Origin of the sequence: Pseudomonas sp. R9.37 (assembly GCF_963878885.1) — a bacterium.
GTDB lineage: Bacteria > Pseudomonadota > Gammaproteobacteria > Pseudomonadales > Pseudomonadaceae > Aquipseudomonas.
On the sequence record NZ_CAWNZA010000022.1, the window covers coordinates 688,876 to 715,505 of the forward strand.

Consider the following 26,630-nt stretch of genomic DNA (forward strand, 5'->3'; position numbering starts at 1 on the left):
TAGCCCATGATCTTCCTGATTTTCCTCATCGCCTGCGGCGCGGCCGCCAGTACCGGTGTTATTTTCAAGCCCGGCCAGTGGTACGAAAGCCTGGTAAAACCCAGCTTCACCCCACCCAACTGGCTGTTTCCGGTGGCCTGGACGGTCATCTATCTGCTGCTCGCCTGGGCGGGCTATCGCCTGACGATGATCCCCGGCAGCCAATTGGCCCTGGGCTTGTGGGCGGCGCAGATTGCGCTGAACACGCTGTGGACGCCGGTGTTTTTCGGCGCACATAACCTCTTCGCCGGGATGGTGGTGATTGTGCTGCTGTGGCTGGTGGTGGCGGCGTTGGTGGTGATGGCGTTGCGGTTGGACTTGATCACCGGGTTGATTCTGTTCCCCTACCTGGCGTGGCTGAGCGTGGCGGCGGCGTTGAATTTCTCGATTTTGCGAAATAACCGCTGATGGCCTACACACCGTGGCCTGCCAGCGAGCCAGAGCTGGCGCAGATGCGCGACTTCAACAAGAAGCTTGCCTGGATGCCGCGCTTTAAAATCCGCAACCGCGTCACGCCGCGTGTGATTCAGGCGCTGTTGCGGGTCAGCCAAACGCTCAAGAAAGCGCCGCCGGCAGAAACCCGCACGTTGGGCGCAGTGCCCGTGCGTATTCTGCGGCCGGCAGGCAAAGCCAAAGGCGTGGTACTGGATATTCACGGCGGCGGCTGGGTGATCGGCAATGCGCAGATGGACGACGACCTGAACCTGGGCATGGTGCAGGCGTGTGGCGTGGCGGTGGTGTCGGTGGACTATCGGCTGGCGATCGACACGCCGGTTGAGGGGCTGATGGAGGACTGTCTGAATGCTGCGCGTTGGCTGCTCAGCAGTGACGAGTTTGCCGACTTGCCGGTGTTTGTCGTGGGTGAGTCAGCCGGTGGGCATTTAGCGGCGGCGACCTTGCTGGCACTTAAGCAATGGCCGGATTTGCTCAAGCGTGTGAGCGGTGCGGTGTTGTACTACGGCGTGTACGACTTGACCGGCACACCGAGCGTGCGCACGGCGGGGCCGCAGACATTGTTGCTGGACGGGCCGGGAATGGTTGAGGCGCTGCGCATGCTCACGCCGGGGTTGAGTGATGAGGCGCGGCGCCAGCCACCGTTGTCGCCGATGTATGGCGACCTTACTGGGTTGCCGCCAGCGTTGATGTTTGTCGGCGAACTCGACCCGTTGCTGGACGACACGCTGCAGATGGCCGAACGCTGGGGCGCGGCTGCGCAGGTTGAGGCACACCTGTTGCCGGAATCAGCCCATGGGTTTATTCATTTTCCGGTGGCGATCGCAGATGGCGTACTTGCTTACAGTCGGGGGTGGATATCGGCGAGGATCCAGGCGGTATTGGATTACAGCCATTAGCCATTCAAGCCACACGGCGCTCGCTTCATCTTCCGACGTCAACATCTGGATCTGCGGTCATGAACACTCGTCTTCACTCACGACGCCTTCCAGCGTGAAGTCCTGAAAAGTGAAGACGGAGTGGGGATATCTTTCCGATTCTCCTACAGACCGCGTAACCTCTGACGCCCCGATTTTCAGACTCTCGCAAGGACGCACACGTGACCATTTCCCATGCAGTCGTAGGGCTATCGGCATTTTTGCTGGTGGCGGGTGTTCAAGCCGCCGAATACAACTTCTCGTTTGATGTGCCCTATGGGCAGTACGAGCGGCAATTCAAAATGAAGACCCCAGGTGACGGCACGTTGAACTGCACGGTGTTCATCGAAAAAGAATACCGGGGCGAGAAGTGGGTGCCGGCAGTGATTCTGGCGGCTGCCGAAGACGATGCCGAGGACGACACGCTGTTTCTGTCCAGTTCTACCGAGCCAAACGGCGGGCCTCGCACGTTCCACCTGCGCACGTTCAATCAGGCGAAGCCGGTCATTGACAAGACGCTGTGGCAGGCCCCCGATGAGAAGGGCGTGTATAAGCTCGCCGTGTCGTGGTATGCCAATGGCGCCATCGGTTATCAGTACGGCGTCTATGCGAGTTGGCAAGAGAAGCAGTTCGTCGAGAAGCCAGGTTTTTCCACTCGCCATGTCAGCGTCCATGCCTCGGGCGTGAAGGGCTCTGCTTTGTGCTACGTGCAGACCAAATGACATTGAGCGTGTGGGTTGGGAACTTAAAAGCTGATCGATAAGTCAGGTTAATCAGTTGCTCCTTTCCCGTCATCAGGACTTCACCATGCGCGAATACACCCTGAACTACCTGTTCAACGATGAGCCCCGCACCCACGTGTTTGAACTCAAACAGCCTGAACTGCCCCTGCACGAGGCGGCGATGCATTTACTGCAATTGCATTTTGGCGATGCGGAGAATGGGTTGATCCTGCCGCCTGCGGATGCGACGCCCGAGGAGATTCTGGAGCAGGCGCAGGTGGTAGGGATCAGTCAGATCAGGGTTGTATGAACGAGCGACCGGTCATTCAGGATGTGACCTGCGACGACATTCCAGCAGTGCTGGACTTTGTCCTTGAGGCTCGCAGCGAGCTTTTCCCCAAGCTCAGCGCAGCCGGCATGCCGGATGATCTGGCGCGATTTGAAGCGGTGTATGTTCATGGCGACGGCCAGTTTTTGATCGCCCGCGTCGATGGCCGGATTGTTGCGGCCATCGGCTATGTGCCCTACAACGGGCGCTTCTCCCAGTTGAATTACCAGGGCCTCAAGACGGTGGAGGTGGTACGCCTGTTTGTGGCGCCGGCGTCGCGCCGATTCGGGTTGGCGGGTGAGTTGTACGGCGCGCTGGAGGCGAAGGCGCGGGGGGAGGGGGTGGAGATGGTTTACCTGCATACTCATCCGTTTCTTGCTGGGGCGATTGATTTTTGGCTTCGGCAGGGGTTTGAGATTGTTGATGTCGAGGCGGATCCGGTTTGGCGGACGACGCATATGCAGCGGTCGCTGTAGCGCTGGCGGCTGGGTTTTTTTGGGGGGGGTGAGTGGATATCCGTGATTGGGGGGTGGCTGAGAGGGGTTCCGCCCTTACGGCGGGTCACTTTGGAAAAGCCCCAAAGTAACCAAAGGGCTCTTGCCCCACCACTCGGCACCTCGCTTAGGCTCGGTGTGCCCTCACGCAGGCTTTGGACCGTGGGCCGCCGCGATGGGCCATCCATGGCCCAACACGGCTAAACCGGCGTCCTGCCGGTTTACCCACGCTCCAAAACCTGCGTTCGGCCAGCGTGGTTTAACGGGGCGCCTAAGATCAAAATCAAAAGCAGATCAAGATCAAAAGCAGAGCACGGCGGCCTAGTAGCCGACCTGAGTGGTTAGATCAAAAGCGCAAGCGAGGCGGCCTGAAAGCCGACTTGATGTTGGACGCTGAACTCAATCAAAGGTGGGAGCTGGCTTGCCTGCGATGGCATCAACCCGGTGTACCTGACACACCCAGGCGCCTGCATCGCAGGCAAGCCAGCTCCCACAGAAAAGCAAAGCAGTGCTGCACTGGCAGATGAACGCGGTCAAACTGTGGGAGCGGGCTTGCCCGCGAAGGCGGCAGGTCAGCCGACTGACATGTCACTGACACACCGCCATCGCAGGCAAGCCAGCTCGCACAGAAAAGCAGATGTGCTTGTGCTCTGCTGCTTCGAGGACACCTGACAGCCGACCTGATCTTGAAGGCTGAACTCAATCAAAGGTGGGAGCTGGCTTGCCTGCGATGGCATCAACCCGGTGTACCTGACACACCCAGGCGCCTGCATCGCAGGCAAGCCAGCTCCCACAGAAAGGCAAAGCAGTGCGGCACTGGCAGATGAACGCGGTCAAACTGTGGGAGCGGGCTTGCCCGCGAAGGCGGCAGGTCAGGCGATTGACATGCCACTGACACACCGCCATCGCAGGCAAGCCAGCTCCCACAGAAAAGCAAAGCAGTGCGGTGGTGGCGGTCTGTACTCGGTCAAACTGTGGGAGCGGGCTTGCCCGCGAAGGCGGCGGGTCTGCCGACTGACATGCCACTGACACACCGCCCTCGCAGGCAAGCCAGTTCCCCCAGTTGATTGGTGGTGTTGTTAAGGGCCGCGGTCAGCTCATCAGTTCGAGCGCAACCGCAGGATCTGCGCGCCGTCAAACGGGTCTGTCAGGTAGTGCGCCTGTACCCCGAATGTCTCTTGCAATCGCTGCGGCGTCAGCACCTCCAGTGGCGGGCCCAGCGCCACCAGCCGCCCGCGGTCCAGCACGGCCAGGCGATCGCAGGTCAGTGCCTGGTTGAGGTCATGCAGCGCAATCAAGGTGGTCACCGGCAGGGCCTGCACGCCCTTCAAGATCGCCAGTTGATGCTGGATATCCAGGTGATTGGTCGGCTCATCCAGCAACAGAATCTGCGGCCGTTGCGCCAGGGCGCGGGCGATGTGCACGCGTTGGCGTTCGCCGCCGGAGAGGCTGCGCCACGCGCGTTTGCTCAGATGGGTGGCGTCTACGTCGTGCAGCGCCTGACCCACAATGGCGTCGTCTTCGTCAGACCACGGGCTCAGCGCCGACAGCCAGGGCGTGCGGCCCAGGGCCACGGCGTCGAAGACGCGGATGGCGTCGTCGGTGTCGGCCTGCTGTTCCACCACGGCCAATTGCTGCGCGATGGCGCGGCGCGACAGGCTGCCCAGGCGCTGGCCGCCCAACAGCACTTCGCCGGACCCAGGCACACGCAAACCGGCGAGTAATTTGAGCAGGGTGGATTTACCCGAGCCATTCGGCCCGACAATCCCCAAGGTTTCACCCAACTGAACTTCAAGGTGAATATCGCGCAGTAACTCGGCGTCGCGCACCTTGAAGCCCAGGCCGGTGCAACTGAGTACCGTCATCGCGCATTCCTCCGGCCAATCAGGATCAGCGCAAAGACCGGCGCGCCGACCAGCGCCGTGACCACGCCGACCGGAATCACCTGGCCCTTGATCAAGGTGCGCGAGAGCACATCAGCGGCGATCAGAAACAACGCGCCGCCCAGCGCACTGGCGGGCAGCAACCGCGAATGCCCGGTGCCCAGCAGCAGGCGCACAGCGTGGGGAATCACCAGCCCGACAAAACCGATGGAGCCGACAATCGACACCATCACTGCCGTCACCAACGCCGCGCAACCGACCAGCACGAACTGCACACGGCGCACCGGAATACCCAGTGAAGCCGCCGAGTCGGTGCCGAAGGTAAACGCATCCAGCGCACGCCGATGCCACAAACACACCGCCAAGCCTGCGACCGCCACCGGCACTGCCAGCCACACCGAGGGCCAGCGCACGCCGCTGAGATTGCCCAGCAGCCAGAACATGATGCCGCGTGCCTGTTCGGAACTGGCGGACTTGGTGATCAGGAACGCGGTGAGGGCATTGAACAGCTGCGAGCCGGCGATGCCGGCGAGGATGATCTGGCCCGTGCCGCTGACTGAGCCGCTGGCCCGTGCCAATAGAATCACCAAAGCAAATGCCGCCATGGCACCGACAAACGCGCCCGCCGACAGCGAAATCAGCCCGCCGCCCACGCCCATCAACGCTACTAACACTGCGCCGGTCGAGGCGCCTGCGCTGATGCCCAGCAGGTATGGATCGGCCAACGGGTTGCGCAGCAGCGACTGCAGGATCACCCCGCAGGTCGCCAGCCCGGCACCACACGCGGCGGCGACCAGCGCACGCGTCAGGCGGTAGTTCCACACCACGCCTTCGTCGATCGGGTCGAGCACGTAACCGGCGGCCCACAGTTTATTGGCGAGCACCTGTAGGACCACTTGCGGTTCGATCGCGGTTTCGCCGATGGCAGTACCGGCGAGCACGGCCATCAGCAACACGGCGAGGGCGAGTAGGGTACGGGTCATTTGCGCAGGTCGTAGCCGTCGATGGCGGCGGCCAGCTGTTCCAGGCCATCGAACGTGCGCACGCTGGCCTGCAATGCCAGAGCGTCGAGGATGATGATGCGGTTGTTTTTCACCGCGTCCATGTTGCGGGTCACCGGGTCGCTGCGCAGGAAGGCGAGTTTCTTTTCATGGTCGTCGGCCGGGTAGCGGCGGCGGTCCATGCGCGCAATCACCAGGAAGGTCGGGTTGGCCTTGGCGATGGTCTCCCAGCCGACGGCGGGCCACTCCTCATCGGACTGCACCACATTGTGCAGGCCCAGGGTTTGGAGCATGAATTCGGGCACGCCCTTGTGGCCGGCCACGTACGGGTCGCTGGCCATTTCCGAGCTGGAGAACCACACCAATGCGCTGGCCTGCTTGAGGCCTTTGCTGTGGGCGGTGGCGATGGATTTGGCCAAGCGCGCCTTGAGTTCGTCGTTCAATTGTTGGCCGCGCGCCTGTACGTCGAAAATCTCGGCCAGTTGGCTGATGCTTTTATAGACGGTCTCGACGCGAAACGGCTCCAGCCGCGTGCCGTCGGCGCCCACCAGGTTGTCCTTGGCTTCGCAGTCGGAGGGCAGCAGGTAGGTGGGGATTTTCAGCTCGTGAAACTGCTCGCGGGTGCCGACCACACCTTGCGGGCCCACCACCCATTCCAGCTCGGCGGCCACCAGCTGCGGGCGCTTGGCGATCACCGCTTCGAAGCTGGGTTCGTTGTTGGCCAGGCGCTCAATGGCGTCGTTCTGCGCCTTGTATTGTGGCAATACGTTGTTGAACCACAGCGAGGTGCCGACCACTTTGTCGCCGACGCCCAGGGCGTAGAGCATTTCGGTGGCGGCCTGGCCGATGGTCACCGTGCGCGCAGGCGCCTGCTCAAAGGTCAGGGTGCTGCCGCAGTTCTGCACCGTCAGCGGGTAGTGAGTGGGCGCCGCTTGGGCTAGGGCACAAAAGCCCAGGGCGGTGATCAGGGCAGTAACGCGTGGCAGCATCGGGCAATCTCCGGGTAAACCGTACGTGGAACTGGGGAGGTACGGCTCGGAAATACACCCTGTAGCGCTGCGGGCATCGCAGGGCGCGGAGGTACTTCCCGGACACCCCGCCGGTTAGTGATTTTGCTGGGCCGGCAGGTCTCCTGACTGATGCGTCGTCGCCACGCTCCGGCCTTCCCGGGCAATGCCCAGTGGCGATGTGGAGCAGGCTCAGCACCTACAGTTGCGGGGGCAGTTCCGATTGGCGCAATGAACGCGCTTCGGATTCCCTATTAGTCCCGTGTGGGAACCGGCGCGTTATGGTAGTCGATCATGTCCGCAAGGGGGAGCCTGTCCATGCGCAATTGGCAGGCCGCCGGGGTCTCTATCTCCGGATATAGGGTGTACCATCGGTCTCTGTTCATCAGATATTAGTCAGACATGCCCACGCTTAGCGAAGAGAGCCGCCGGATCGTAGCTTCTCTGGCGCACCGTGTTGGTCCGCAGGCTGACACTGCAAGCATCGCCGCGGCGGTTGTTTCGATTTTGCAGGATGTGGGCGCAGCACTGGCGCCCATCATCGGCCAGCAAGGCGTTGCCGCGCTGTACCGTCGCAGCTTCCATCTGTGCGTCTCGACCCATCCACGCCTGGCCGCCACCTATGACAGGGTGCCGGCCGCGATGGACTTGATTGCCCTCAAATCCGTACTCGTCGAGCAGAACGAAACCGATGCGCTGTTTTTCGGTGAGGTGTTGCTGACTACCCTCTACGAGCTTCTGACCACGCTGATCGGGCCTTCACTCACCGCACGTCTGCTGGTTGGCGTGTGGCAGCCCTCTTCGAGCGACACCTCTTCGCAGGAAATTTCGCCATGAGCACCAAAGTGACTATCAACCGTCTGGCCACGGGTGTGCCAGGACTGGACGAGGTCCTGGGCGGTGGCCTGCCGGAGTTTTCGTTCAACCTGATCGCCGGCCCGCCAGGCTGCGGCAAAACCACCCTCGCACACCAGATGATGTTCGCCCTGGCCACGCCGGAGCGCCCGGCCCTGTTCTTTACCGTGCTCGGTGAGCCGCCGCTGAAGATGCTGCGCTATCAGCAGCAATTCGATTTTTTCGACGACGCCGCCATCAACCGGTCGATTCGTTATATCAACCTGGCCGACGACACCCTGGCGGGCGACCTGGACGAGGTATTGCGGCGCATTGTCAGCGAGGTCGAGGCGCATTCGCCGTCGCTGGTGTTTGTCGATTCGTTCCGCTCCGTGGTGCTGGCCAGCCAGACGCAGCACAACCCGAACAACAACCTGCCGCAGTTCATCCAGCAGTTGGGCATGTTGATGACCACGTGGCAGGCGACCACCTTCCTGATCGGCGAATACTTCACCGAGACCGACACCAACCCGATTTTCACCGTGGCCGATGGCCTGATCTGGCTGCGCCAGAGCGTTGAGCGCAATTCGATGGTGCGCAAGATGGAAATCATGAAGATGCGCGGCCAACCGACGTTGCCGGGGCTGCACACCTTTCGTATTGCCACCTCGGGGGTCAAGGTGTTCCCGCCGGCCGCCGTCAACCGTCTGGTTGAAGCGCCGTCGACGTTCCCGATCACCCGTCTGAAAATGGGCGTGCCGGCGCTCGATGAGATGCTCGGCGGCGGCCTGCCTCGGGGTTATTCGCTATTGGTGGCCGGCCCGTCCGGCTCGGGCAAGAGCATCCTGGCGGCGACCTTCCTCGCTGAAGGCGCGCGCAACGGCGAAACCGGGGTGATTGCGGCGTTCGAGCAACGGCCCAACCATTCGCAGAACCCGCAATTGGCCGAGTTGATCAAGAGCGGGAAAGTGGGCCTGGTGGACAGCCGCGCGCCGGACCTGTCCATCGACGAAATCGTGCAGCTGCTGCTCGGTGAAATCAGCCGGTTGAACGCCACCCGTGTAGTGATTGACTCGCTGTCAGGCTTTGAACTGGCGTTGGCGCCTACCTTCCGTGCGGATTTTCGCGAGTCGCTGTCACGCATGGTGACGGCGCTGACTGCCGTTGGGGTCAGCGTGTTGATGACCTCGGAGCTCGAAGACCGTTACACCGACCTGCGCTTCAGCCCTTATGGCACGGCGTTTCTGACCGACGCGATCATCGTGCAGCGCTATATCGAGGTGCAGAGCCGGTTACTGCGCATCATGGCCGTGGTCAAGGTGCGCGCCAGCGCCCACTCCGACCAACTGCGCCAGTACCACATCGACGATAACGGCCTGCAGATTCGCGACATGCTGCCGGAGCAGGAAGGGTTGCTGGGTGGGCACCCGACCCGGCAGGTTTCGGCGAAAACCAAACATGTGTGAGCCCGACTCATGAGTGGCGGCGACGGCAAGCATGAAAGTGAGCTGACCACGGCGGCTCACGAGCTGTTCCTCATTGGCCAAAAAACCGTTGAGGCGCGTGCGGCGCTCGCGGCGCTGCAGCAGCAACTGACTGACGCCAGCAGCCGTCTGGTGGATACCCAGCACGTCGAGCAGGTGATTGAAGCTAACCAGCAGTTGGTGCTGGCGATCCTCCTTGCGCAGTCGGACGCCGCCAGCCCGCCGCCCATGGAGGAACAACGCCTGTACCAGGAGCTTCGCGAGGCGAATGCGCAACTGGTGATCGCGGCCCTCAGTGCGCAAGACCTGCAAGCCACGGCCGAGCGTGCGTTGAGTCAGCAGAAAAGCATCCTGGCGATGGTGGCGCATGAGCTGCGCAACCCATTGACGCCGATCAGCATGATCGCCGAGCGCATGGTTCGCATGCCCAGCGACCAGCTGCCGCGCATGCGTGCGCTGATTGAAGGTCAGGTGCAGCATATTTCACAGTTGGTCGACGACTTGCTGGACGTGTCCCGCGTCAGCACCGGCAAGCTGCGCATCGATCGACGCGATGTTGACATGCTGCAGATCCTCAGAAGTGCCATTGATGCCTGCGGACCGGTGATGCGGGCGAAAAGACAGCAATTTGATGCCCACCTGCCTGACGGCCAACTGATGGTGAGCGCAGACCCCGGGCGCCTTGCGCAGATTCTGCACAACCTGCTGGCCAACGCGGCCAAGTACACGCCGGTGGGTGGCTCGATTGTGCTGTCTGTGACCGCGACGGACGCGCTGAGGATCAGCATTTGTGACAACGGCATCGGCGTTTCAGCCAAGGCACTGCCGCTGATCTTTGACCCTTACGTGCAGGATGAACACGCCATCGGCTTCAACGGCTCGGGCTTGGGGATCGGGCTTACGGTGGTGCGCGAGCTGGTTGAAGCACATGGCGGCAAGGTCACCGCCAAAAGCGCGGGCAAGGGCAAGGGCAGTGAGTTTGTGGTGACGCTGCCGTTGTTGAACGGCTGACTCGTGTATTCCTGCCCGCCATAAGGTTTATGCCTGCGACCGGCCTACTGCTTGCCCTGACGGATAGGGAATGCTCCACGACACGCGGTGACAACACGCCTGCGCTACTACGTCGATATTCCTACAGGTAAACCCATGCAAACAAACCGGGTAACGCGCCAGCAAGTGCTGGAAGCGAGTAAGGGCATGCTGCAAAAGCAGTTCTATGTGGTGTTTTCAACGCCAACCGACGGGCTTGGCCCGGTGATGCAGAACCTGCCGATTCACCTTGAGCATCAATGCCAGATCGAGCGCGACGGTATCCTCGTCGCCGCCGGGCCGCATTGGAGTGAGGATGAGCAGTATTGGGACGGCGACGGCATGTTTGTGATTCGTGCAACGTCGCTTGAGCATGCCAAGGCCATTGCCACGCAAGACCCGATGCATCAGTGCGGTGCGCGCAGGTTTTCGATTCGGCCGTGGTTGGTGAATGAAGGGAGGCTTAACTTGAAGGTCGAGTTTTCAACCGGAAAGGTCACTGTGGACTAATCCACAAACACCGCAGATCAAAGGTGGGAGCGGGTTTGAGTGGGAGCGGGCTTGCTCGTGAATGCAGTCTGTCAGTCGACAAATTTGCCAACTGAAGCACCGCCTTCGCGAGCAAGCCCGCTCCCACAGTTGGAGGGTGTTGCCTGTTTTATTTGCGATCCAGCCACACGGTCTGCGCGTTGCAGAATTACGCACGGCCACACACTCCGCAAATCAAAGGTGGGAGCTGGCTTGCCTGCGATTGCAGTGTGTCAGCCAAAGAGTTGTCACTGATGCACCGCTATCGCAGGCAAGCCAGCTCCCACAGTTGAAGAGGGTTGCCTGTTTTATTTGCGATCCAGCCACACAGTCTGCGCGTTGCAGAATTCATGCCCACCCATCTACACCGCAAATCAAATGTGGGAGCGGGCTTGCTCGCGAATGCAGTCTGTCAGTCGACAAATTTGCCAACGGATACACCGCCTTCGCGAGCAAGCCAGCTCCCACAGTTGAAGGGTGTTGCCTGTTTTATTTGCGATCCAGCCACACAGTCTGCGCGTTGCAGAATTCACGCACGGCCACACACTCCGCAGATCAAAGGTGGGAGCTGGCTTGCCTGCGATTGCAGTGTGTCAGCCAAAGAGTTGTCACTGATCCACCGCTATCGCAGGCAAGCCAGCTCCCACAGTTGATGGGGGGTTGCCTGTTTTATTTGCGATCCAGCCACACAGTTTGTGCGTTGCAGAATTCACGCCCACCCACCTACACCGCAAATCAAAGGTGGGAGCTGGCTTGAGTGGGAGCTGGCTTGCTCGCGAATGCAGTCTGTCAGTCGACAAATTTGCCAACTGAAGCACCGCTATCGCAGGCAAGCCAGCTCCCACAGTTGAAGGATGTTGCCTGTTTTATTTGCGATCCAGCCATACGGTCTGCGCGTTGCAGAATTCACGTACGCCAAAGTGGGACAGTTCGCGCCCGAACCCACTCTTTTTCACTCCGCCAAACGCTACGCGCGGGTCGGACACGCTGAACGAGTTGACGAATACTGCGCCAGTATCCAGCTGGTTGGTGATATCCCGTGCCTTCGCCGCGTCGGTGGTGAAGATGCTTGCTGTGAGGCCGAACTCGCTGTCGTTGGCCAGGGCCACGGCGTGGTCGGCATCGCGGGCGGTGATGATCGAGGCCACCGGGCCGAACAGTTCCTGTTTGAACGAGGTCATCTGGTCGGTGACGTCGGCCAGCACGGTCGGTTCGTAGTAGTTGCCGGCACCGGCGACTTTGTTGCCGCCCAGCAGCAGGGTTGCGCCTTCTTCCAACGTGGCCTGCACCTGGCCGTGCAGCTCGTCGCGCAGGTCGAAGCGGGCCATTGGGCCGACGTAGGTGCTGGTGTCGGTCGGGTCGCCCATCACCAGGGCGCGGCTGGCGGCGAGGAATTTAGCGGTAAAGGCTTGCACCACACCTTCTTCGATGATCAGGCGCTTGGCGGCAGCGCAGACTTGGCCGCTGTTCTGGAAACGCCCGATCACGGCGGCCTGGACGGCGGCGTCGAGGTCGGCGTCGTTGAGCACGATGAACGGGTCGGAGCCGCCCAGTTCCAGCACGCATTTCTTCAGCGCGGCGCCGGCCTGAGAGCCGATGGCGGCGCCGGCGCGCACGCTGCCGGTGAGGGTGACCGCGGCGATGCGTGGGTCGGCGATGGCCTTGGACACGCCGTCGTTGGTCACGTTGGCCACTTCAAACAGGCCATCGGCGAAGCCGGCTTTTTGAAACGCCGCCTTCATCAGGTAGGCACTGCCCATCACGTTGGGTGCATGTTTGAGCACGTAGGTGTTGCCGGCGAGCAGGGTCGGCACGGCGCCGCGCAGCACTTGCCAGACCGGGAAGTTCCACGGCATGACGGCGAGGATCGGGCCCAGTGGGCGGTATTCGATCTGGGCGCTGCCGTTGTCTACCAGCGTCGGCTCCGGGGCGAGCATGGCCGGGCCGTGGGCGGCATACCATTCGCTGAGTTGCGCGCATTTTTCGATTTCGGCGCGGGCCTGGGCGATGGGTTTGCCCATTTCCAGGGTGATCATCTGCGCCATGTCTTCGGCTTGCTCACGCAACGCAGCGGCCAGGGCCAGCAACAACTCGGCGCGCTGGCTTACTGGTTGGCGGCGCCAGGTGCGGAAGGCCTCAGTGGCGCGATTAAGCGCCGCGTCCAACTGCGCCTCGGTTTCGTAAGGGTAGCTGCCAACTGTTTCGCCAGTGGCGGGGTTGATCGACAAGGCGTGAGTTTGGTGAGTGATAGCGTTCATGGCACCGTCCGGCTGAATGAGTGGATGGGTTCAGCCTACGGGGCTGCATGTTTTCTGGAAACTGAATAATATTAAGCAATACATTCACGATTGGAGAATGACTTGGACCTGGTGCAGCTGGAAATCTTCAAGGCCGTTGCCGAGCAAGGCAGCATCAGCGCCGCCGCGCAGTTGATTCATCGCGTGCCGTCGAACCTGACCACGCGCATCAAGCAACTGGAGCAGGACCTGGGCGTTGAGTTGTTTATCCGTGAGAAGAGCCGCCTGCGCCTGTCGCCGGCCGGATGGAATTTCCTCGGCTACACGCGGCGCATTCTTGATCTGGTGCAGGAAGCCCGCGCCACGGTGGCGGGGGAGGAGCCCCAGGGCGCGTTTGCGCTGGGTTCGCTGGAGAGCACGGCGGCGGTGCGCATTCCGGCGTTGCTCGCGGCGTATAACCAGAAGCACGCCAAGGTCGAGCTGGACCTGAGCACCGGGCCGTCCGGCACGATGATCGAGGGCGTGTTGTCGGGACGCCTGGCGGCCGCGTTTGTCGACGGGCCGGTGCTGCATGCCACGCTGGAAGGCGTGCCGGTGTTTGAGGAGGAGATGGTGGTCATTGCGCCGCTGCACCATGCGCCGATCACGCGCGGGCAGGATGTGGCGGGGGAGAGCATCTATACGTTTCGCTCGAACTGCTCGTATCGCCATCACTTCGAGCGCTGGTTCTCACAGGATGGCGCGGTGCCGGGCAAGATCTTTGAAATGGAGTCTTATCACGGCATGCTCGCCTGCGTCAGTGCCGGGGCCGGCCTGGCGCTGATGCCGCGCAGCATGCTGGAGAGCATGCCAGGGTTTACGGCGGTGAGTGTGTGGCCGCTGAGCGACGCGTTCCGAATCCTCAATACCTGGCTGATCTGGCGCCGGGGCACGGTGTCGCAGAGCTTGAACAGTTTTGTGAAGCTGTTGGAGGAACGTGGTCTGGTAGCCACTTAGATCTGATGTGGGAGCTGGCTTGCCTGCGATGGCGGTGTATCAGCCAAGGCCGTGCAGGCTGGGCTGACGCCATCGCAGGCCAGCCAGCTCCCACCGGTTGATCGTGTTTTCAGCCGCCAAATTGCAGGGTGCCCATGGCGAGTTTTGCCATGATGGCCGTGGCGCCCAGTTGTACCAACCAAAGGGCCAGGCCACCGAGGAACACACCCAGTGCCACTTGCAGCACCAGGCTTTTCTGGCGCTTGGCGTGCGGCGCGCGCGGGGTGAAGTCATGCAGTTCGTCGCGGTCGGCACGCAGGTCCAGGTCGTCGTTTCTCATAAGGCTCTCACAGCAAAGGGGCAGTTGGGGTTCAGTCTAGGGCTGGTCGCGGCAAGCAGCGAGGTTTTCCTCTTGTGGCGAGCGGGCTTGCCCCGCGTTGGGCTGCGCAGCGGCCCCTTGTTCAGGCACCGGGTTCTTTCAGTAAGTTCACGGGGGGGCTTTATGGAGCTGCTTCGCAGCCCAACGCGGGGCAAGCCCGCTCGCCACAGGAAGCCTGTTTGCCACGGGAAGCCTGCTGGCGACAAAAAAGGGGAAGCCATTGAAGGACTTCCCCTTTGTCACAACCGTTGCAGGCTTACAGCACCTGAACAATCGCTTTGGTCACTGCACCAATGTTCGACTGGTTCAGCGCCGCTACGCAGATGCGGCCGGTGTCGAGCGCGTAGATACCAAACTCGGTACGCAGGCGGGTGACTTGCTCCACGGTCAGGCCGGAGTAGGAGAACATCCCACGCTGGCGGCCAACGAAGCTGAAGTCGTGACCTGGGGCAGCCTTGGCCAGTTCAGCCACCATCTGCTCACGCATGCCACGGATGCGCAGGCGCATTTCGGCCAGTTCCGCTTCCCACTGGGCGCGCAGCTCAGGGTTGTTCAGCACCGCCGCCACAATCGCCGCGCCGTGGGTCGGCGGGTTGGAGTAGTTGGTGCGGATCACGCGCTTGACCTGGGACAGGATGCGCGCGCTTTCTTCCTTGGATTCGCTGACGATCGACAGCGCACCTACGCGTTCGCCGTACAGCGAGAACGACTTGGAGAACGAGCTGGACACAAAGAAGGTCAGGCCCGACTCAGCAAACAGGCGCACGGCTGCGGCGTCTTCGTGGATGCCATCGCCAAAGCCCTGGTAGGCCATGTCGAGGAACGGCACCAGGTTCCTGGCCTTGACCACGTCCAGCACGTTTTGCCAGTCGGCCGGGCTCAGGTCGACGCCGGTCGGGTTGTGGCAGCAGGCGTGCAGCACCACGATGGACTGTGGCGGCAGGGCGTTGAGGTCTTCGAGCAGGCCGGCACGGTTGACGTCGTGGGTGGCGGCGTCGTAGTAGCGGTAGGTTTGCACCGGGAAGCCGGCTTTTTCGAACAGCGCCTGGTGGTTTTCCCAGCTCGGGTCGCTGATGGCAACCACGGCGTTGGGCAGCAGTTGCTTGAGGAAGTCGGCGCCGATCTTCAGCGCGCCGGTGCCGCCGACGGCTTGCGCGGTGATCACACGGCCAGCGCTGAGCAGGGGCGAGTCGGCGCCGAACAGCAGCTTTTGCACGGCCTGGTCGTAGGCAACGATGCCGTCGATCGGCAAGTAGCCACGGGCGGCGTGTTGCGCCACGCGAATGGCTTCCGCTTCGGCAACGGCACGCAAGAGTGGAATCTTCCCCTCCTCGTTGCAGTAAACGCCCACGCCAAGGTTGACCTTGGTGGTTCGTGTGTCGGCGTTGAATGCTTCGTTGAGGCCCAGGATTGGATCGCGTGGTGCCATTTCGACAGCGGAGAACAGGCTCATTTTTGCGGCAGCTCTATGGGGGAATGGAGGGACGTGTCGCGCTCCAGCCGAATGCACTAGAGCGGTGCACAAACGGGGAGCTAGTATAGAGGCCATCCAGGCTCAGGGCGACAACCGAAACGGCTTTTCGGCCAAGTTTTTCGGTTTATTTGCCGACCGTTAGTCTTATTGCAACATGGGGCGGCGACGGCAGGTAGGACGATTGCCTTGAAACCCGTCACATTCGCCTCCACTTCTACAGCTATCATGGTTTTTTCCTGCAACCTGCGTTGACTATTCGCGGGTTGCTGAGCTTTTTCGTCCCTGGCGGTTTCGAGTCTGGGGTGACTACACGAGGTACGTTATGTCGGATTTCCAGCTCGTCACCCGCTTTGAACCCGCCGGCGATCAACCCGAAGCTATTCGCCTGATGGTTGAAGGCATTGAAGCCGGCCTGGCGCACCAGACGCTGCTTGGGGTGACCGGTTCAGGCAAGACCTTCAGCATTGCCAATGTGATTGCGCAGACCAATCGCCCGACCCTGGTGCTGGCGCCGAACAAAACCCTGGCCGCCCAGCTGTATGGCGAGTTCAAGGCGTTTTTCCCGAACAACGCGGTGGAGTACTTCGTTTCCTACTACGACTACTACCAGCCCGAAGCCTACGTGCCATCCTCTGACACCTTCATCGAGAAGGACGCGTCGATCAACGACCACATCGAGCAGATGCGGTTGTCGGCGACCAAGGCGCTGCTGGAACGCAAGGACGCGATCATCGTCACCACGGTGTCGTGCATCTACGGCCTGGGCAGCCCGGAAACCTATTTGAAGATGGTGTTGCACGTCGATCGCGGCGACAAACTCGACCAGCGCGAGCTGCTGCGGCGCCTGACGAGCTTGCAGTACACCCGCAATGACATGGACTTTGCCCGCGCCACCTTCCGTGTGCGCGGCGATGTGATCGACATCTACCCGGCCGAATCCGACCTGGAAGCGATTCGCATCGAGCTGTTCGACGATGAAGTCGAAAGCCTGTCGGCCTTCGACCCGTTGACCGGTGAGGTGATTCGCAAGCTGCCGCGCTTCACCTTCTACCCCAAAAGCCACTACGTAACGCCGCGCGAAACGCTGATGGGCGCCATTGAGGGCATCAAGGCCGAACTGGCGGAGCGCCTGGATTACCTGCGCGCCAACAACAAGCTGGTGGAAGCCCAGCGCCTGGAGCAGCGCACGCGGTTCGACCTGGAAATGATCCTGGAGCTGGGTTACTGCAACGGCATCGAAAACTACTCGCGCTACCTCTCGGGTCGCGAATCCGGGCAGGCGCCGCCCACCTTGTTCGATTACCTGCCGGATGACGCCTTGCTGGTGATCGACGAATCCCACGTCAGCGTGCCGCAGGTGGGCGCGATGTACAAAGGTGACCGCTCGCGTAAGGAAACCCTGGTGGAATACGGTTTCCGCCTGCCGTCGGCACTGGACAACCGCCCGATGCGTTTCGACGAGTTTGAAAGCATCAGCCCGCAGACGATCTTCGTCTCGGCCACGCCAGGTAACTACGAGGCCGAACACGCGGGCCGCGTGATTGAGCAACTGGTGCGCCCGACAGGCCTTGTGGACCCACAAATCGAAATCCGCCCGGCGCTGACCCAGGTCGATGACTTGCTGTCGGAAATCACCAAGCGCGTGGCCCTGGAAGAGCGGGTGCTGGTGACCACGCTGACCAAGCGCATGTCCGAAGATTTGACCGATTACCTGGCCGACCATGGCGTGCGCGTGCGCTATTTGCACTCGGACATCGACACTGTGGAGCGCGTCGAGATTATCCGCGACCTGCGCCTGGGCACCTTTGATGTGCTGGTGGGCATCAACCTGTTGCGTGAAGGGTTGGATATGCCGGAGGTGTCGCTGGTGGCGATTCTGGACGCCGACAAGGAAGGCTTCCTGCGCTCCGAGCGCTCGCTGATCCAGACCATCGGCCGGGCGGCGCGTAACCTCAATGGCCGGGCGATTCTGTACGCGGACCGTATCACCGGCTCCATGGAGCGCGCGATTGGCGAGACCGAACGCCGCCGTGACAAGCAGATCGCGTTCAACCTGGAGAACGGCATCATCCCCAAAGGCGTGTTCAAGGACGTCGCCGACATCATGGAAGGCGCCACCGTACCCGGCTCGCGCAGTAAGAAGCGCAAGGGCATGGCCAAGGCCGCTGAAGAAAGCGCCAAGTACGAGAACGAATTGCGCTCGCCGAGTGAGATCACCAAGCGTATCCGGCAGTTGGAAGAGAAGATGTACCAGCTGGCGCGCGACCTTGAGTTTGAAGCGGCGGCGCAGATGCGCGATGAGATCGGTAAGTTGCGCGAGCGGTTGCTGGCTGTTTGATTTGCGGTGAATGGGCGGGCCTCATCGGGGGCAAGCCCCCTCCCACACGTTGGCGTGTGAACGCCGGCAAATGTGGGAGGGGGCTTGCCCCCGATGACCGCGCCTCGGTTTTCCAGAAATCCCCCAGGCTGTTACCATTCGCCCCTTGTTTCAATTTTCAGTTATATCGCCCATTCGAGACCTGCCATGACCACCGTCCGCACGCGCATTGCGCCATCGCCTACTGGGGATCCCCACGTCGGCACTGCTTACATCGCCCTGTTCAACTACTGCTTTGCCAAGCAGCACGGCGGTGAATTCATCCTGCGGATCGAAGACACCGATCAACTGCGTTCGACCCGTGAGTCGGAACAGCAGATTTTCGATGCCTTGCGCTGGCTGGGCATCACCTGGGCCGAAGGCCCGGACGTCGGCGGCCCGCACGGCCCGTATCGTCAGAGCGAGCGCAGCGACATCTACAAGCGGTACACCCAGCAATTGGTCGACATGGGCCATGCGTTCCCGTGCTTCTGCACCGCCGAAGAACTCGACCAGATGCGTGCCGAGCAACAGGCCCGTGGCGAAACCCCGCGTTACGACGGCCGTGCGCTGCTGCTGTCCAAAGAAGAAGTGGCCCAGCGCCTGGCTGCCGGTGAGCCTCACGTGATTCGCATGAAAGTGCCGAGCGAAGGCGTGTGCGTGGTGCCGGACATGCTGCGCGGTGACGTCGAGATTCCGTGGGACCGCATGGACATGCAGGTGCTGATGAAGACCGACGGGCTGCCGACGTACTTTCTGGCCAACGTGGTCGACGACCACCTGATGGGCATCACCCACGTGCTGCGCGGCGAAGAATGGCTGCCGTCGGCGCCGAAACTGATCCTGCTCTACGAATACTTCGGCTGGGAACAGCCGCAACTGTGCTACATGCCGCTGCTGCGTAACCCGGACAAGAGCAAGCTGTCCAAGCGCAAGAACCCGACCTCGGTGACGTTCTACGAGCGCATGGGCTTCATGCCCGAAGCGATGCTCAACTACCTGGGCCGCATGGGCTGGTCGATGCCGGACGAGCGCGAGAAGTTCTCGCTGCAGGAAATGGTCGACAACTTCGACTTGTCCCGCGTGTCCCTGGGCGGGCCGATCTTCGACATCGAGAAGCTGTCGTGGCTCAACGGCCAGTGGCTGCGTGACCTGCCGGTAGAAGAATTCGCCAGCCGTGTGCAGCAGTGGGCGTTGAACCCCGAGTACATGATGAAGATCGCGCCGTTGGTGCAGGGCAGGGTGGAGACGTTCAGCCAGGTTGCTCCGTTGGCCAGCTTCTTCTTTGCCGGTGGCGTGAACCCGGATGCCACGTTGTTTGAGTCCAAGAAGCTCTCGGGCGATCAGGTTCGCCAACTGATGCAATTGATCCTGTGGAAGCTCGAAAGCCTGCGTCAGTGGGAGAAGGATGCAATCACTGCGACGATTCAGGCGGTGGTCGAGTCCCTTGAGCTGAAACTGCGCGATGCCATGCCACTGATGTTTGCAGCGATCACCGGGCAGGCCAGTTCGGTGTCGGTACTGGATGCGATGGAAATTCTCGGCCCGGACCTGACGCGTTTCCGTCTGCGCCAAGCCCTTGATTTGCTTGGTGGTGTGTCGAAGAAAGAAAACAAAGAGTGGGAAAAGCTGCTGGGCGCTATCGCTTAAGTCGGCTGTTGTTACGACGAAACCCCGGTTTTCCGGGGTTTCGTCGGTAAGTGATTGTTATCCCGGCAAAAAATTTTGGAAATAGTTGAAAATAAATTTGACACGTTTCCAAACCGCCATTAAGATTCGCCCCGTCCTCACCGATGAGGGGCTATAGCTCAGCTGGGAGAGCGCTTGCATGGCATGCAAGAGGTCAACGGTTCGATCCCGTTTAGCTCCACCAATTTACAGGTTCAAGGTCTGGCCACACCGTCCTTGAATTGATCAGCTCTCAGCGCTGATCAGATGTACAGAAGGTTTTGTCCCCTTCGTCTAGTGGCCTAGGACACCGCCCTTTCACGGCGGTAACAGGGGTTCGAGTCCCCTAGGGGACGCCAGTTTCAACAAGCAGCTCGAAAGGTCTGCTGCGTCGCGAGACGAAAAATCCGGGGCTATAGCTCAGCTGGGAGAGCGCTTGCATGGCATGCAAGAGGTCAACGGTTCGATCCCGTTTAGCTCCACCAATTTACAGGTTCAAGGTCTGGCCACACCGTCCTTGAATCGATCAGCTCTCAGCGCTGGTCAGTTGTATAGAAGGTTTGTGTCCCCTTCGTCTAGTGGCCTAGGACACCGCCCTTTCACGGCGGTAACAGGGGTTCGAGTCCCCTAGGGGACGCCACGATTACCCGCTCTGCGGGATTTTTAAGGGTCATTCAATTATTGAATGGCCCTTTTGTTTGTCTGGCGTTTGGGTTTTCACGCAGCCGTTTACGGCATCCTGCGTACCACGTTGGCGGTGCGCAGGGATTTGTTGATGCGCGCCAGCTCTTTTTGCTGATCAACCTGTGGGCCTCTGTTCTGGGCATTCTCCAGCGCGACGTTCCACATTTCGACGCGAATGCCGGGCAAGCGTGAAATCGCACGCAGGCAGCCCTGGTCTATTTCGTCGTTGGGGTGGTAGATATTCGCGGTTTCAATCACCAGCCGGGTGTTTGGAAAGCGCAGCAGGATGTCTTCCATGAACTGCTTGAACAGCACGCAGCATTGCCGACACGGTGAGTTGTTGATGCTCACCACGATCTCCTGATACCCCGCATCGAATACCCAGTCATTGGCGCGCAGGGCCTCCAGGAAGTTGGCCTCGGCATGCCCGTCGGCGTCGTTGAAGAATTTGCCAAACGGCTGGTTGCCCACGCCTTCGCCTTCAACCTTGGCGATCAGCACCGTGCGAAAGCCGCTGATGAAGTTCGCGGTGTACTCGTTGGCGAACACGTAGGGGGCTTCTCCGGCTACCCACGCGCAGTTCTGGTTTTGCTGCCGCCAGGCCATGTCGTTCTCTCCGATGTGCAGTTCATTGCAATGAGAACGGCTGGGGCGAGCGGTTTATTCCCTTGATGTGATCTGTGCTGCTCGGACGAGCGGTCATGCGGGTGGCTTGCGAAATATTATTATGGTAATAATATTCAACCCATGAGAGACGGAGGCAACGATGAGCGATAAAAAAGCGCAAACCCGCGAACGCATTTTGCAGGCTGCCAGCGCGGCGTTGATCCAGCGCGGCCCGGCCGAACCGAGTGTCGGCGAAGTCATGGGCGCGGCGGGGCTTACGGTCGGCGGTTTCTACGCGCACTTTGAAAGCAAGGACGCGTTGATGCTGGAGGCCTTCACCCAGTTGCTCGCCCGGCGACGCGCGTCGATTGACGACATGGACGCGCAACTCACCGGTGAAGAGCGCAGAGGCCTGGTGGCGGCGTTTTATTTGTCGCGCAAGCACCGTGACTCCACGGACCAGGCCTGCCCGATACCAGCCACCGTGGGCGAGATGAGCCGCTTGCCGGATGAGTTTCGCCAGGCGCTCAACGAGCACACGGAGCTGATGGCCGCGCAGTTGGCCGCCAGCCCGGAGGACACCGACAAAGCCCTGGCGGATATGGCCTTGATGATTGGCGGCCTGGCCTTGGCCCGCGCGCTCGGGCCGGGCGAGTTGTCGGACCGCGTGTTGCGCGCGGCCAAATCGGCGGTGCGCTGAAAAAGGAGTCGCCTGATGGGCGCGTTGACCTGGATTCGAGGCTTTAATGGCACCGTCGGCCGCGTGGCGCCGCACCTGGTGGCCAGCAAGTTGCGCCGTACCTTCATGACGCCACGCAATCTGCCGCCGCGCGACTGGGAGTTGCCGCTGTTGGCGCAGTCGGAGCGCATCACCTTGCGTTTCGGCTTGTCGGCGTTGCGTTGGGGCCAGGGCCCCGCCGTGCTGCTGATGCACGGCTGGGAAGGGCGCCCCACGCAGTTCGCCAGCCTGATCACGGCGTTGGTGGATGACGGTTATTCGGTGATTGCCCTGGACGGCCCGGCCCATGGCCGTTCACCGGGGCGCGAGGCGCATGTGCTGCTGTTCGCCCGCGCCATGCTCGACGCCGCCGCTGAGTTGCCGCCGTTGCACGCGGTGGTGGGGCATTCCATGGGCGGTGCCAGCGCGATGCTGGCGGTGCAACTGGGCCTGCGCACCGAGGCGCTGGTGAGCATTGCGGCGCCTTCGCGCTTTCTCGATGTGCTGCGCGGTTTCGCCGGCATGGTCGGGTTGCCGCCACGGGCGCGCTCGGCGTTTATCCAGGAAGTCGAATTGACCTTCGGCATGCCGCTCAAACACCTGGACGTGGCTCACTACCAGATGAATATCCCCGGTTTGATCGTGCACGCCGAAGACGACACCTTTGTGCCGGTCAAAGCCGCGCAAGCCATTCACGAGGCCTGGTTCGACAGCCGCCTGCTGCGACTGGAACAAGGCGGGCACCAGAAAGTGCTGGCCGACCCGCGGGTGATCGAGGGTGTGCTTGCTCTGTTGGCCTGCCGTCGTCTACAGGCGCGGCAAACTGCCTGATACACTGCCCCGCCGACATCAATCGACTGGAGCAAGGCATGGGCTGGGATTTGGCAACGCCATTCATCATCGATCTGCAGGTTGGCGCTGAAGACATCGACGGCCTCGGGCACGCCAACAATGCGGTGTACGTGTCCTGGCTGGAGCGCTGCGCCTGGCGCCATTCCCAGCGCCTGGGGCTGGACCTTACCGAATACCGCCGACTCGACCGCGCCATGGCCGTGGTGCGCCATGAGATCGACTACCTGGCGGCCGGCTACGAGGGTGATGAGCTGCAGCTGGCGACCTGGATCGTCGACTGGGACCAGCGCCTGAAAATGACCCGCCGTTTCCAGCTGGTCCGTCCTCGCGACGGCGCGACCTTGCTGCGCGCCCACACCACGTTTGTCTGCATCGAACTCTCCACGGGCAAGCCCAAGCGTATGCCGGCCGAATTTCTCGACGGCTACGGTCCCGCGCTGACAGGGGGTTAACGTTTCTTGCAGGAAACCCAGTAAACTGCGCCACGATTTTTGTTGAGTGTTTTCCATGCAAATTGCTTTGGCGCCCATGGAGGGGTTGGTCGACAACATCTTGCGTGATGTGCTGACCCGCGTGGGCGGTATTGACTGGTGCGTGACCGAGTTCATCCGCGTCAACGACCGCCTGCTGACTCCCGCCTATTTCCACAAGCTCGCCCCGGAACTGCTGCACGGTGCCCACACCGCAGCGGGCGTGCCGCTGCGTGTGCAGTTGCTGGGTTCGGACCCGGTGTGCCTGGCCGAAAACGCCGCGCTGGCGTGCGAGCTGGGCTCCCAGGTGATTGACCTTAACTTCGGCTGCCCGGCCAAGACGGTCAACAAGTCGCGCGGCGGCGCCGTGCTGCTCAAGGAGCCGGAGCTGCTCAACCAGATTGTTGAACATGTGCGCCGTGCCGTGCCCGCGCATATCCCCGTGACCGCCAAGATGCGCCTTGGCTTCGACAGTCCGGACGGTGCGCTGGTGTGCGCCACGGCGCTGGCTGAAGGCGGCGCGGCACATATCGTGGTGCATGCGCGTACCAAGACCGACGGCTACAAGCCGCCGGCCCACTGGGAGTGGATCCCGCGGGTGCAGGAGGTGGTCAACGTGCCGGTGTTCGCCAATGGGGATATTTGGAGCGTCGAAGACTGGAAGCGTTGCCGTGAAATCAGCGGCGCCGAAGACATCATGCTCGGCCGTGGCCTGGTGGCACGGCCTGACCTGGCGCGCCAAATTGTGGCAGCCAAGGCGGGCGAAGAGGTGGTGGAAATGACCTGGGCGCAGATGCAGCCGATGCTTCAGGCGTTCTGGAGCCAATCAGTGGCGCAACTGACTGAAAAGCAGGCGCCGGGACGGTTGAAGCAATGGCTGGCGATGCTGACGCGCAATTATCCCGAGGCGGTGGCGCTGTTTACCGCATTGCGGCGCGAGACGGATCTGAAACACGTCAGCCACCTGCTGGGCATGCAGCACCCCGTTGCAGCCTGATTGTTCACGTTCACTAAAAAAGGGTGCCATTGGCGCCCTTTTTTCGTGTGTGGGCTAGCACAAAAGAGTGGCGAACAGGCGGTTTAATCTTGTCGGTGAGTTGCATGCCCGCAGTGTATTAACGGGTGTGACGATTCTTTAGCGTCGCGAGGGGCTTGCGCCAAGGCCCTGTCGCGATAGTTCATGCGGCAAAGTCTGATAACGCGCATTGGTTTCCTTATATGAGCTGCGATTAGCGGAACTCGATAGCCTAACTTTCCACGTAAGTAAGGACTGTGAAGCAACGTTGTTGTTCTCAGCTGTTGACACGCTCACTTCTCTGGCCCGCTGATCGGCCAGGCACTGTTAAATAAGGAATTGCTAAATGTCTCTGTCGGTTAATAATCCATCGTTCATGAAAGTTAATGCGTCTGTGCTGGATCGCAACAGTATTTCATCCGCTAAGTTGGCTGAAACAACAGACGTGCAGGTTTCCGGAGTGCGTGTTGCCACCACGCCACTGAGCACTGACAACGTCCGGTTCTCGCCCAACGAACTGATGATTCCGGGTGCTGCGCTCACGCGGTTATTTGACATGCTCGAACAGGTTTTCAAGGCTATACGTGAAATGGTTTCCGGAAAGGATTTGACGCCCGCGCTGCTGTCCGGCCCAGGCGTTGTGCCAGACGCAAAGCCTGAGGCGCGCACGTTGCCGGTGAATTCCGATGTCGCCAAGCAGCCGAGTACGCCGGAGGTGGGCAACTTGCCGGCCGAACCGCAGGCGCCGCAGCCGCAAGCAAAGCGGCAGCTGATGGACGCTGCGGTGCTAGTGCCCACGGCACTCAAGGCGCCAGTGGCGCTGCCACATCAGCCCGCGTCCGAGCCGGCGATTACCGTGACGAATGACGGCAAGACCAACGTACACGTCAATGTGAATGCCGGTCATTGCCATTGCACGGATGCGCAGGCGGTTGTGAACAACGTGCCCCAACTAAAGCGTGTGCTGGATCTGTCGCCATTGCCTGAAACCGCCCCGCAGCCGGGGATCAAGCCGGGTGTGACACCGGACGTGAAGGCTGACATCACGCCAGAACCTGCCCCTGAGGTGCCCGGCACGGTCACGCCTGAGGTCGAGTCGGGTATCAAGCCTGGCGTGCCGCCAGCGCCAAAGACCGAGATCAAGCCAGACCACACACCGGCGGTGCCAGGCAGCGTCACGCCGGTGGTCACGCCAGAGCCAACGCCAGAGCCAACGCCCTCGGTGGTGCCGGACATCACTCCAAAGCCCTTGCCTGATACGCCGGTTCCGGACTTAACCAGCCCAGGCCCGGTTGAAGATCATTTTGATCCAAGAAACTGGCGGTTAAATACCAGGCCAGTGTTCAAGGCCTGATCGTCCCAAACCCGTTTTAACTTCTTGAAGCAAGCAGGCGCCTCTTTGGCTGTAAGTTGCAAAGAGGCGCCTGCCCATGGGGGGCATATGTCTAACTGTTTAATTAATAATATTGCGCGTGTCATCGATGTCAGGCAGGCGATTAATAGTGATTTAAGAAGTGCCAATCATCCAGCGGATGTTCACTTGAACCTGATTGAACAAAAGACTGCGGCGACTATTTGTCGTCCCTCTGTCAGTCATTCAGAGCGCCGGGGGCGCGGCGATAATGTACGCGATGCTGTTCAATCGTTTGCTGCGCTGTTGAGTTCTTTATTGACTCAGATACTGAGAATCTTGTCGGCCGATGAAGATAAGTCCGTCCCCGTTATACCCACGCCACCGGTCAATCCGTCGGTGGTGCATGAGCCGATCACCCCCAGGCCCAATTCCGAAGCCGCGATCCCGTGCCTTTCAAACAAGCGCGGCGGTGCGAAGCCGGACAACATCTGGGGTGGGTTTCGCCAAGGCCCCGATGGCAATTGCGTAACGGTGTCGGCGATCAAGGCGGCGATGCACCGATTTGGCCAGAGCCCCACGGATATCTACCAGCACGTCACCCGCCTCAGCGGCGGTTATCGAGTAGTCATGCGCGATGATTTTCAGCTCACCCTGACTGACCGTGAATTGGCCGAAGGTGCGCGAGGCGCGAAGTTCAGAGGGCAGGACAAGGGCATGCTCAAGGATGCGCAATTTCTGTTTGCGGTCAGTGCCAAGCGTGCACAGATGGAAAACAACGATTACACGGCGGGCAGAAGTTATCAGGCTGCGATTCGCAGCCTGAACAACGGTGAGGATGAGCATGGGCCGGGGGAGGGGTTCATGCGCCTGGGGCTGCGCAAGCACATGAAAACGGTCTCTGTGCGCGAGCTCGCCCGTGGGCAATTGGGCATGTGCAATCGCACCGGGCATTCGGTGGCGGTGATCAACGGCCGCGAAGAGTTGTGGGGACGCAGGGGCGCCACGCCTGCCCGCGGTCAGGCGATAGCACTTTTCTAGAGGGCGAGCACAGGCGATGCGGGCGGCTCACCCCATCGCAACGCCGCCCCGATTGTGTTTTGCAGGTTATTGCTTCGGTAAGTCT

General features: G+C 61.1%; 25 protein-coding genes, 4 tRNA genes and 1 riboswitch. Of the genes, 22 read left to right on the forward strand and 7 right to left on the reverse strand.

Annotated features, from left to right (window positions below):
- Nucleotides 1-6 precede the first annotated feature (6 nt).
- The 5 genes from tspO (at nt 7) to AACU78_RS15385 (ending at nt 2,935) form a co-directional block, all read left to right on the forward strand.
- Nucleotides 7-447, forward strand: a complete 441-nt coding sequence (tspO, locus tag AACU78_RS15365) for a tryptophan-rich sensory protein TspO (protein ID WP_106576651.1) — start codon at nt 7-9, stop codon at nt 445-447.
- Nucleotides 447-1,391 (forward strand): alpha/beta hydrolase, encoded by a 945-nt coding sequence (locus AACU78_RS15370; RefSeq protein ID WP_106576652.1) that lies wholly within the window; start codon nt 447-449, stop codon nt 1,389-1,391. The genes tspO and AACU78_RS15370 overlap by 1 nt, the downstream gene beginning before the upstream one ends.
- A 200-nt stretch (nt 1,392-1,591) precedes the next feature.
- Nucleotides 1,592-2,131, forward strand: a complete 540-nt coding sequence (locus AACU78_RS15375; RefSeq protein ID WP_106576653.1) for a hypothetical protein — start codon at nt 1,592-1,594, stop codon at nt 2,129-2,131.
- 85 nt (nt 2,132-2,216) lie between these two features.
- On the forward strand, nt 2,217-2,441 hold the full coding sequence (locus AACU78_RS15380; protein WP_106576654.1) for a hypothetical protein: 225 nt from the start codon (nt 2,217-2,219) through the stop codon (nt 2,439-2,441).
- Complete coding sequence (locus AACU78_RS15385) at nt 2,438-2,935, forward strand: GNAT family N-acetyltransferase (protein WP_106576655.1); 498 nt, start codon at nt 2,438-2,440, stop codon at nt 2,933-2,935. The genes AACU78_RS15380 and AACU78_RS15385 overlap by 4 nt, the downstream gene beginning before the upstream one ends.
- A gap of 1,118 nt (nt 2,936-4,053) precedes the next feature.
- Here AACU78_RS15385 and AACU78_RS15390 read toward each other — a convergent pair.
- From AACU78_RS15390 to AACU78_RS15400, 3 genes are read right to left on the reverse strand one after another with little or no spacing between them, the layout of a single operon-like run.
- Nucleotides 4,054-4,818, reverse strand: coding sequence for an ABC transporter ATP-binding protein (locus AACU78_RS15390; RefSeq protein WP_106576657.1), 765 nt, complete (start codon nt 4,816-4,818; stop codon nt 4,054-4,056).
- Nucleotides 4,815-5,819 (reverse strand): FecCD family ABC transporter permease, encoded by a 1,005-nt coding sequence (locus tag AACU78_RS15395; RefSeq protein ID WP_106576658.1) that lies wholly within the window; start codon nt 5,817-5,819, stop codon nt 4,815-4,817. Before AACU78_RS15395 ends, AACU78_RS15390 begins: the two co-directional genes overlap by 4 nt.
- Nucleotides 5,816-6,826: an ABC transporter substrate-binding protein gene (locus AACU78_RS15400; RefSeq protein WP_106576659.1), complete on the reverse strand. Its 1,011-nt coding sequence runs from the start codon at nt 6,824-6,826 to the stop codon at nt 5,816-5,818. The genes AACU78_RS15395 and AACU78_RS15400 overlap by 4 nt, the downstream gene beginning before the upstream one ends.
- Before the next feature lie 116 nt (nt 6,827-6,942).
- Nucleotides 6,943-7,135, reverse strand: a riboswitch (cobalamin riboswitch).
- Nucleotides 7,136-7,246: 111 nt separating this feature from the next.
- Between AACU78_RS15400 and AACU78_RS15405 the strand changes: the two genes are divergently transcribed.
- The 4 genes from AACU78_RS15405 (at nt 7,247) to AACU78_RS15420 (ending at nt 10,701) form a co-directional block, all read left to right on the forward strand.
- A complete protein-coding gene (locus tag AACU78_RS15405; RefSeq protein ID WP_218911082.1) occupies nt 7,247-7,681 on the forward strand; it encodes a hypothetical protein in 435 nt (144 codons plus the stop codon).
- A complete protein-coding gene (locus tag AACU78_RS15410; RefSeq protein ID WP_106576661.1) occupies nt 7,678-9,144 on the forward strand; it encodes an ATPase domain-containing protein in 1,467 nt (488 codons plus the stop codon). Before AACU78_RS15405 ends, AACU78_RS15410 begins: the two co-directional genes overlap by 4 nt.
- A 9-nt stretch (nt 9,145-9,153) precedes the next feature.
- A complete protein-coding gene (locus AACU78_RS15415) occupies nt 9,154-10,173 on the forward strand; it encodes a sensor histidine kinase (protein ID WP_106576662.1) in 1,020 nt (339 codons plus the stop codon).
- A 135-nt stretch (nt 10,174-10,308) separates the two neighbouring features.
- Nucleotides 10,309-10,701: a YciI family protein gene (locus AACU78_RS15420; RefSeq protein ID WP_106576663.1), complete on the forward strand. Its 393-nt coding sequence runs from the start codon at nt 10,309-10,311 to the stop codon at nt 10,699-10,701.
- A gap of 884 nt (nt 10,702-11,585) precedes the next feature.
- Here AACU78_RS15420 and AACU78_RS15425 read toward each other — a convergent pair.
- Complete coding sequence (locus tag AACU78_RS15425) at nt 11,586-12,977, reverse strand: aldehyde dehydrogenase family protein (protein ID WP_106576665.1); 1,392 nt, start codon at nt 12,975-12,977, stop codon at nt 11,586-11,588.
- Between the two features lie 102 nt (nt 12,978-13,079).
- Here AACU78_RS15425 and ptrR point away from each other — a divergent pair, with 102 nt between their 5' ends.
- A complete protein-coding gene (gene ptrR, locus AACU78_RS15430) occupies nt 13,080-13,952 on the forward strand; it encodes a putrescine utilization regulator PtrR (protein ID WP_106576666.1) in 873 nt (290 codons plus the stop codon).
- A 109-nt stretch (nt 13,953-14,061) separates the two neighbouring features.
- On the opposite strand, the gene AACU78_RS15435 is transcribed toward ptrR, so the two are convergent.
- Nucleotides 14,062-14,271, reverse strand: a complete 210-nt coding sequence (locus AACU78_RS15435; protein ID WP_106576667.1) for a hypothetical protein — start codon at nt 14,269-14,271, stop codon at nt 14,062-14,064.
- Nucleotides 14,272-14,566: 295 nt separating this feature from the next.
- Nucleotides 14,567-15,763: an amino acid aminotransferase gene (locus AACU78_RS15440; RefSeq protein ID WP_106576668.1), complete on the reverse strand. Its 1,197-nt coding sequence runs from the start codon at nt 15,761-15,763 to the stop codon at nt 14,567-14,569.
- A gap of 343 nt (nt 15,764-16,106) precedes the next feature.
- On the opposite strand from AACU78_RS15440, the gene uvrB reads away from it, so the two are divergent.
- From uvrB to AACU78_RS15470, 6 genes are all read left to right on the forward strand, one after another.
- Complete coding sequence (gene uvrB, locus AACU78_RS15445; RefSeq protein ID WP_106576669.1) at nt 16,107-18,122, forward strand: excinuclease ABC subunit UvrB; 2,016 nt, start codon at nt 16,107-16,109, stop codon at nt 18,120-18,122.
- Nucleotides 18,123-18,308: 186 nt separating this feature from the next.
- Nucleotides 18,309-19,790 (forward strand): glutamate--tRNA ligase, encoded by a 1,482-nt coding sequence (gene gltX, locus AACU78_RS15450; protein ID WP_106576670.1) that lies wholly within the window; start codon nt 18,309-18,311, stop codon nt 19,788-19,790.
- A gap of 147 nt (nt 19,791-19,937) precedes the next feature.
- Nucleotides 19,938-20,013 (forward strand) — tRNA-Ala (locus AACU78_RS15455).
- Between the two features lie 78 nt (nt 20,014-20,091).
- Nucleotides 20,092-20,167 (forward strand) — tRNA-Glu (locus AACU78_RS15460).
- Nucleotides 20,168-20,217: 50 nt separating this feature from the next.
- Nucleotides 20,218-20,293: transfer RNA gene (locus AACU78_RS15465), tRNA-Ala, on the forward strand.
- A 79-nt stretch (nt 20,294-20,372) separates the two neighbouring features.
- Nucleotides 20,373-20,448: transfer RNA gene (locus AACU78_RS15470), tRNA-Glu, on the forward strand.
- Between the two features lie 89 nt (nt 20,449-20,537).
- Here the strand turns inward: AACU78_RS15470 and AACU78_RS15475 are convergent.
- Nucleotides 20,538-21,098 carry a hypothetical protein gene (locus AACU78_RS15475; RefSeq protein ID WP_106576671.1) on the reverse strand — a complete coding sequence of 187 codons (561 nt, stop codon included), beginning with the start codon at nt 21,096-21,098 and terminating at the stop codon, nt 20,538-20,540.
- Nucleotides 21,099-21,258: 160 nt separating this feature from the next.
- Between AACU78_RS15475 and AACU78_RS15480 the strand changes: the two genes are divergently transcribed.
- The 6 genes from AACU78_RS15480 to AACU78_RS15505 all read left to right on the forward strand — a co-directional run bounded on the left by AACU78_RS15480 (nt 21,259) and on the right by AACU78_RS15505 (nt 26,545).
- The gene (locus AACU78_RS15480) at nt 21,259-21,798 is read left to right on the forward strand and encodes a TetR/AcrR family transcriptional regulator (protein ID WP_083357717.1); all 540 of its coding nucleotides are present in this window, start codon (nt 21,259-21,261) and stop codon (nt 21,796-21,798) included.
- Between the two features lie 15 nt (nt 21,799-21,813).
- The gene (locus AACU78_RS15485) at nt 21,814-22,647 is read left to right on the forward strand and encodes an alpha/beta hydrolase (RefSeq protein WP_106576672.1); all 834 of its coding nucleotides are present in this window, start codon (nt 21,814-21,816) and stop codon (nt 22,645-22,647) included.
- 38 nt (nt 22,648-22,685) lie between these two features.
- A complete protein-coding gene (locus AACU78_RS15490) occupies nt 22,686-23,120 on the forward strand; it encodes an acyl-CoA thioesterase (RefSeq protein WP_106576673.1) in 435 nt (144 codons plus the stop codon).
- Nucleotides 23,121-23,175: 55 nt separating this feature from the next.
- The gene (locus AACU78_RS15495) at nt 23,176-24,135 is read left to right on the forward strand and encodes a tRNA dihydrouridine synthase (protein ID WP_106576674.1); all 960 of its coding nucleotides are present in this window, start codon (nt 23,176-23,178) and stop codon (nt 24,133-24,135) included.
- 364 nt (nt 24,136-24,499) lie between these two features.
- Nucleotides 24,500-25,507, forward strand: a complete 1,008-nt coding sequence (locus AACU78_RS15500) for a hypothetical protein (RefSeq protein ID WP_146151415.1) — start codon at nt 24,500-24,502, stop codon at nt 25,505-25,507.
- Between the two features lie 87 nt (nt 25,508-25,594).
- On the forward strand, nt 25,595-26,545 hold the full coding sequence (locus tag AACU78_RS15505; protein ID WP_256586925.1) for a CsgG/HfaB family protein: 951 nt from the start codon (nt 25,595-25,597) through the stop codon (nt 26,543-26,545).
- Nucleotides 26,546-26,630 lie beyond the last annotated feature (85 nt).

Excerpts from the sequence above, each read along its gene's own strand:
- tspO (WP_106576651.1), top strand. The coding sequence starts at position 7 with ATGATCTTCCTGATTTTCCTCATCGCCTGCGGCGCGGCCGCCAGTACC.
- AACU78_RS15370 (WP_106576652.1), top strand. The coding sequence starts at position 447 with ATGGCCTACACACCGTGGCCTGCCAGCGAGCCAGAGCTGGCGCAGATG.
- AACU78_RS15380 (WP_106576654.1), top strand. The coding sequence starts at position 2,217 with ATGCGCGAATACACCCTGAACTACCTGTTCAACGATGAGCCCCGCACC.
- AACU78_RS15385 (WP_106576655.1), top strand. The coding sequence starts at position 2,438 with ATGAACGAGCGACCGGTCATTCAGGATGTGACCTGCGACGACATTCCA.
- AACU78_RS15390 (WP_106576657.1), bottom strand. The coding sequence starts at position 4,818 with ATGACGGTACTCAGTTGCACCGGCCTGGGCTTCAAGGTGCGCGACGCC.
- AACU78_RS15395 (WP_106576658.1), bottom strand. The coding sequence starts at position 5,819 with ATGACCCGTACCCTACTCGCCCTCGCCGTGTTGCTGATGGCCGTGCTC.
- AACU78_RS15400 (WP_106576659.1), bottom strand. The coding sequence starts at position 6,826 with ATGCTGCCACGCGTTACTGCCCTGATCACCGCCCTGGGCTTTTGTGCC.
- AACU78_RS15405 (WP_218911082.1), top strand. The coding sequence starts at position 7,247 with ATGCCCACGCTTAGCGAAGAGAGCCGCCGGATCGTAGCTTCTCTGGCG.
- AACU78_RS15410 (WP_106576661.1), top strand. The coding sequence starts at position 7,678 with ATGAGCACCAAAGTGACTATCAACCGTCTGGCCACGGGTGTGCCAGGA.
- AACU78_RS15415 (WP_106576662.1), top strand. The coding sequence starts at position 9,154 with ATGAGTGGCGGCGACGGCAAGCATGAAAGTGAGCTGACCACGGCGGCT.
- AACU78_RS15420 (WP_106576663.1), top strand. The coding sequence starts at position 10,309 with ATGCAAACAAACCGGGTAACGCGCCAGCAAGTGCTGGAAGCGAGTAAG.
- AACU78_RS15425 (WP_106576665.1), bottom strand. The coding sequence starts at position 12,977 with ATGAACGCTATCACTCACCAAACTCACGCCTTGTCGATCAACCCCGCC.
- AACU78_RS15435 (WP_106576667.1), bottom strand. The coding sequence starts at position 14,271 with ATGAGAAACGACGACCTGGACCTGCGTGCCGACCGCGACGAACTGCAT.
- AACU78_RS15440 (WP_106576668.1), bottom strand. The coding sequence starts at position 15,763 with ATGAGCCTGTTCTCCGCTGTCGAAATGGCACCACGCGATCCAATCCTG.
- uvrB (WP_106576669.1), top strand. The coding sequence starts at position 16,107 with ATGTCGGATTTCCAGCTCGTCACCCGCTTTGAACCCGCCGGCGATCAA.
- gltX (WP_106576670.1), top strand. The coding sequence starts at position 18,309 with ATGACCACCGTCCGCACGCGCATTGCGCCATCGCCTACTGGGGATCCC.
- AACU78_RS15475 (WP_106576671.1), bottom strand. The coding sequence starts at position 21,098 with ATGGCCTGGCGGCAGCAAAACCAGAACTGCGCGTGGGTAGCCGGAGAA.
- AACU78_RS15480 (WP_083357717.1), top strand. The coding sequence starts at position 21,259 with ATGAGCGATAAAAAAGCGCAAACCCGCGAACGCATTTTGCAGGCTGCC.
- AACU78_RS15485 (WP_106576672.1), top strand. The coding sequence starts at position 21,814 with ATGGGCGCGTTGACCTGGATTCGAGGCTTTAATGGCACCGTCGGCCGC.
- AACU78_RS15490 (WP_106576673.1), top strand. The coding sequence starts at position 22,686 with ATGGGCTGGGATTTGGCAACGCCATTCATCATCGATCTGCAGGTTGGC.
- AACU78_RS15495 (WP_106576674.1), top strand. The coding sequence starts at position 23,176 with ATGCAAATTGCTTTGGCGCCCATGGAGGGGTTGGTCGACAACATCTTG.
- AACU78_RS15500 (WP_146151415.1), top strand. The coding sequence starts at position 24,500 with ATGTCTCTGTCGGTTAATAATCCATCGTTCATGAAAGTTAATGCGTCT.
- AACU78_RS15505 (WP_256586925.1), top strand. The coding sequence starts at position 25,595 with ATGTCTAACTGTTTAATTAATAATATTGCGCGTGTCATCGATGTCAGG.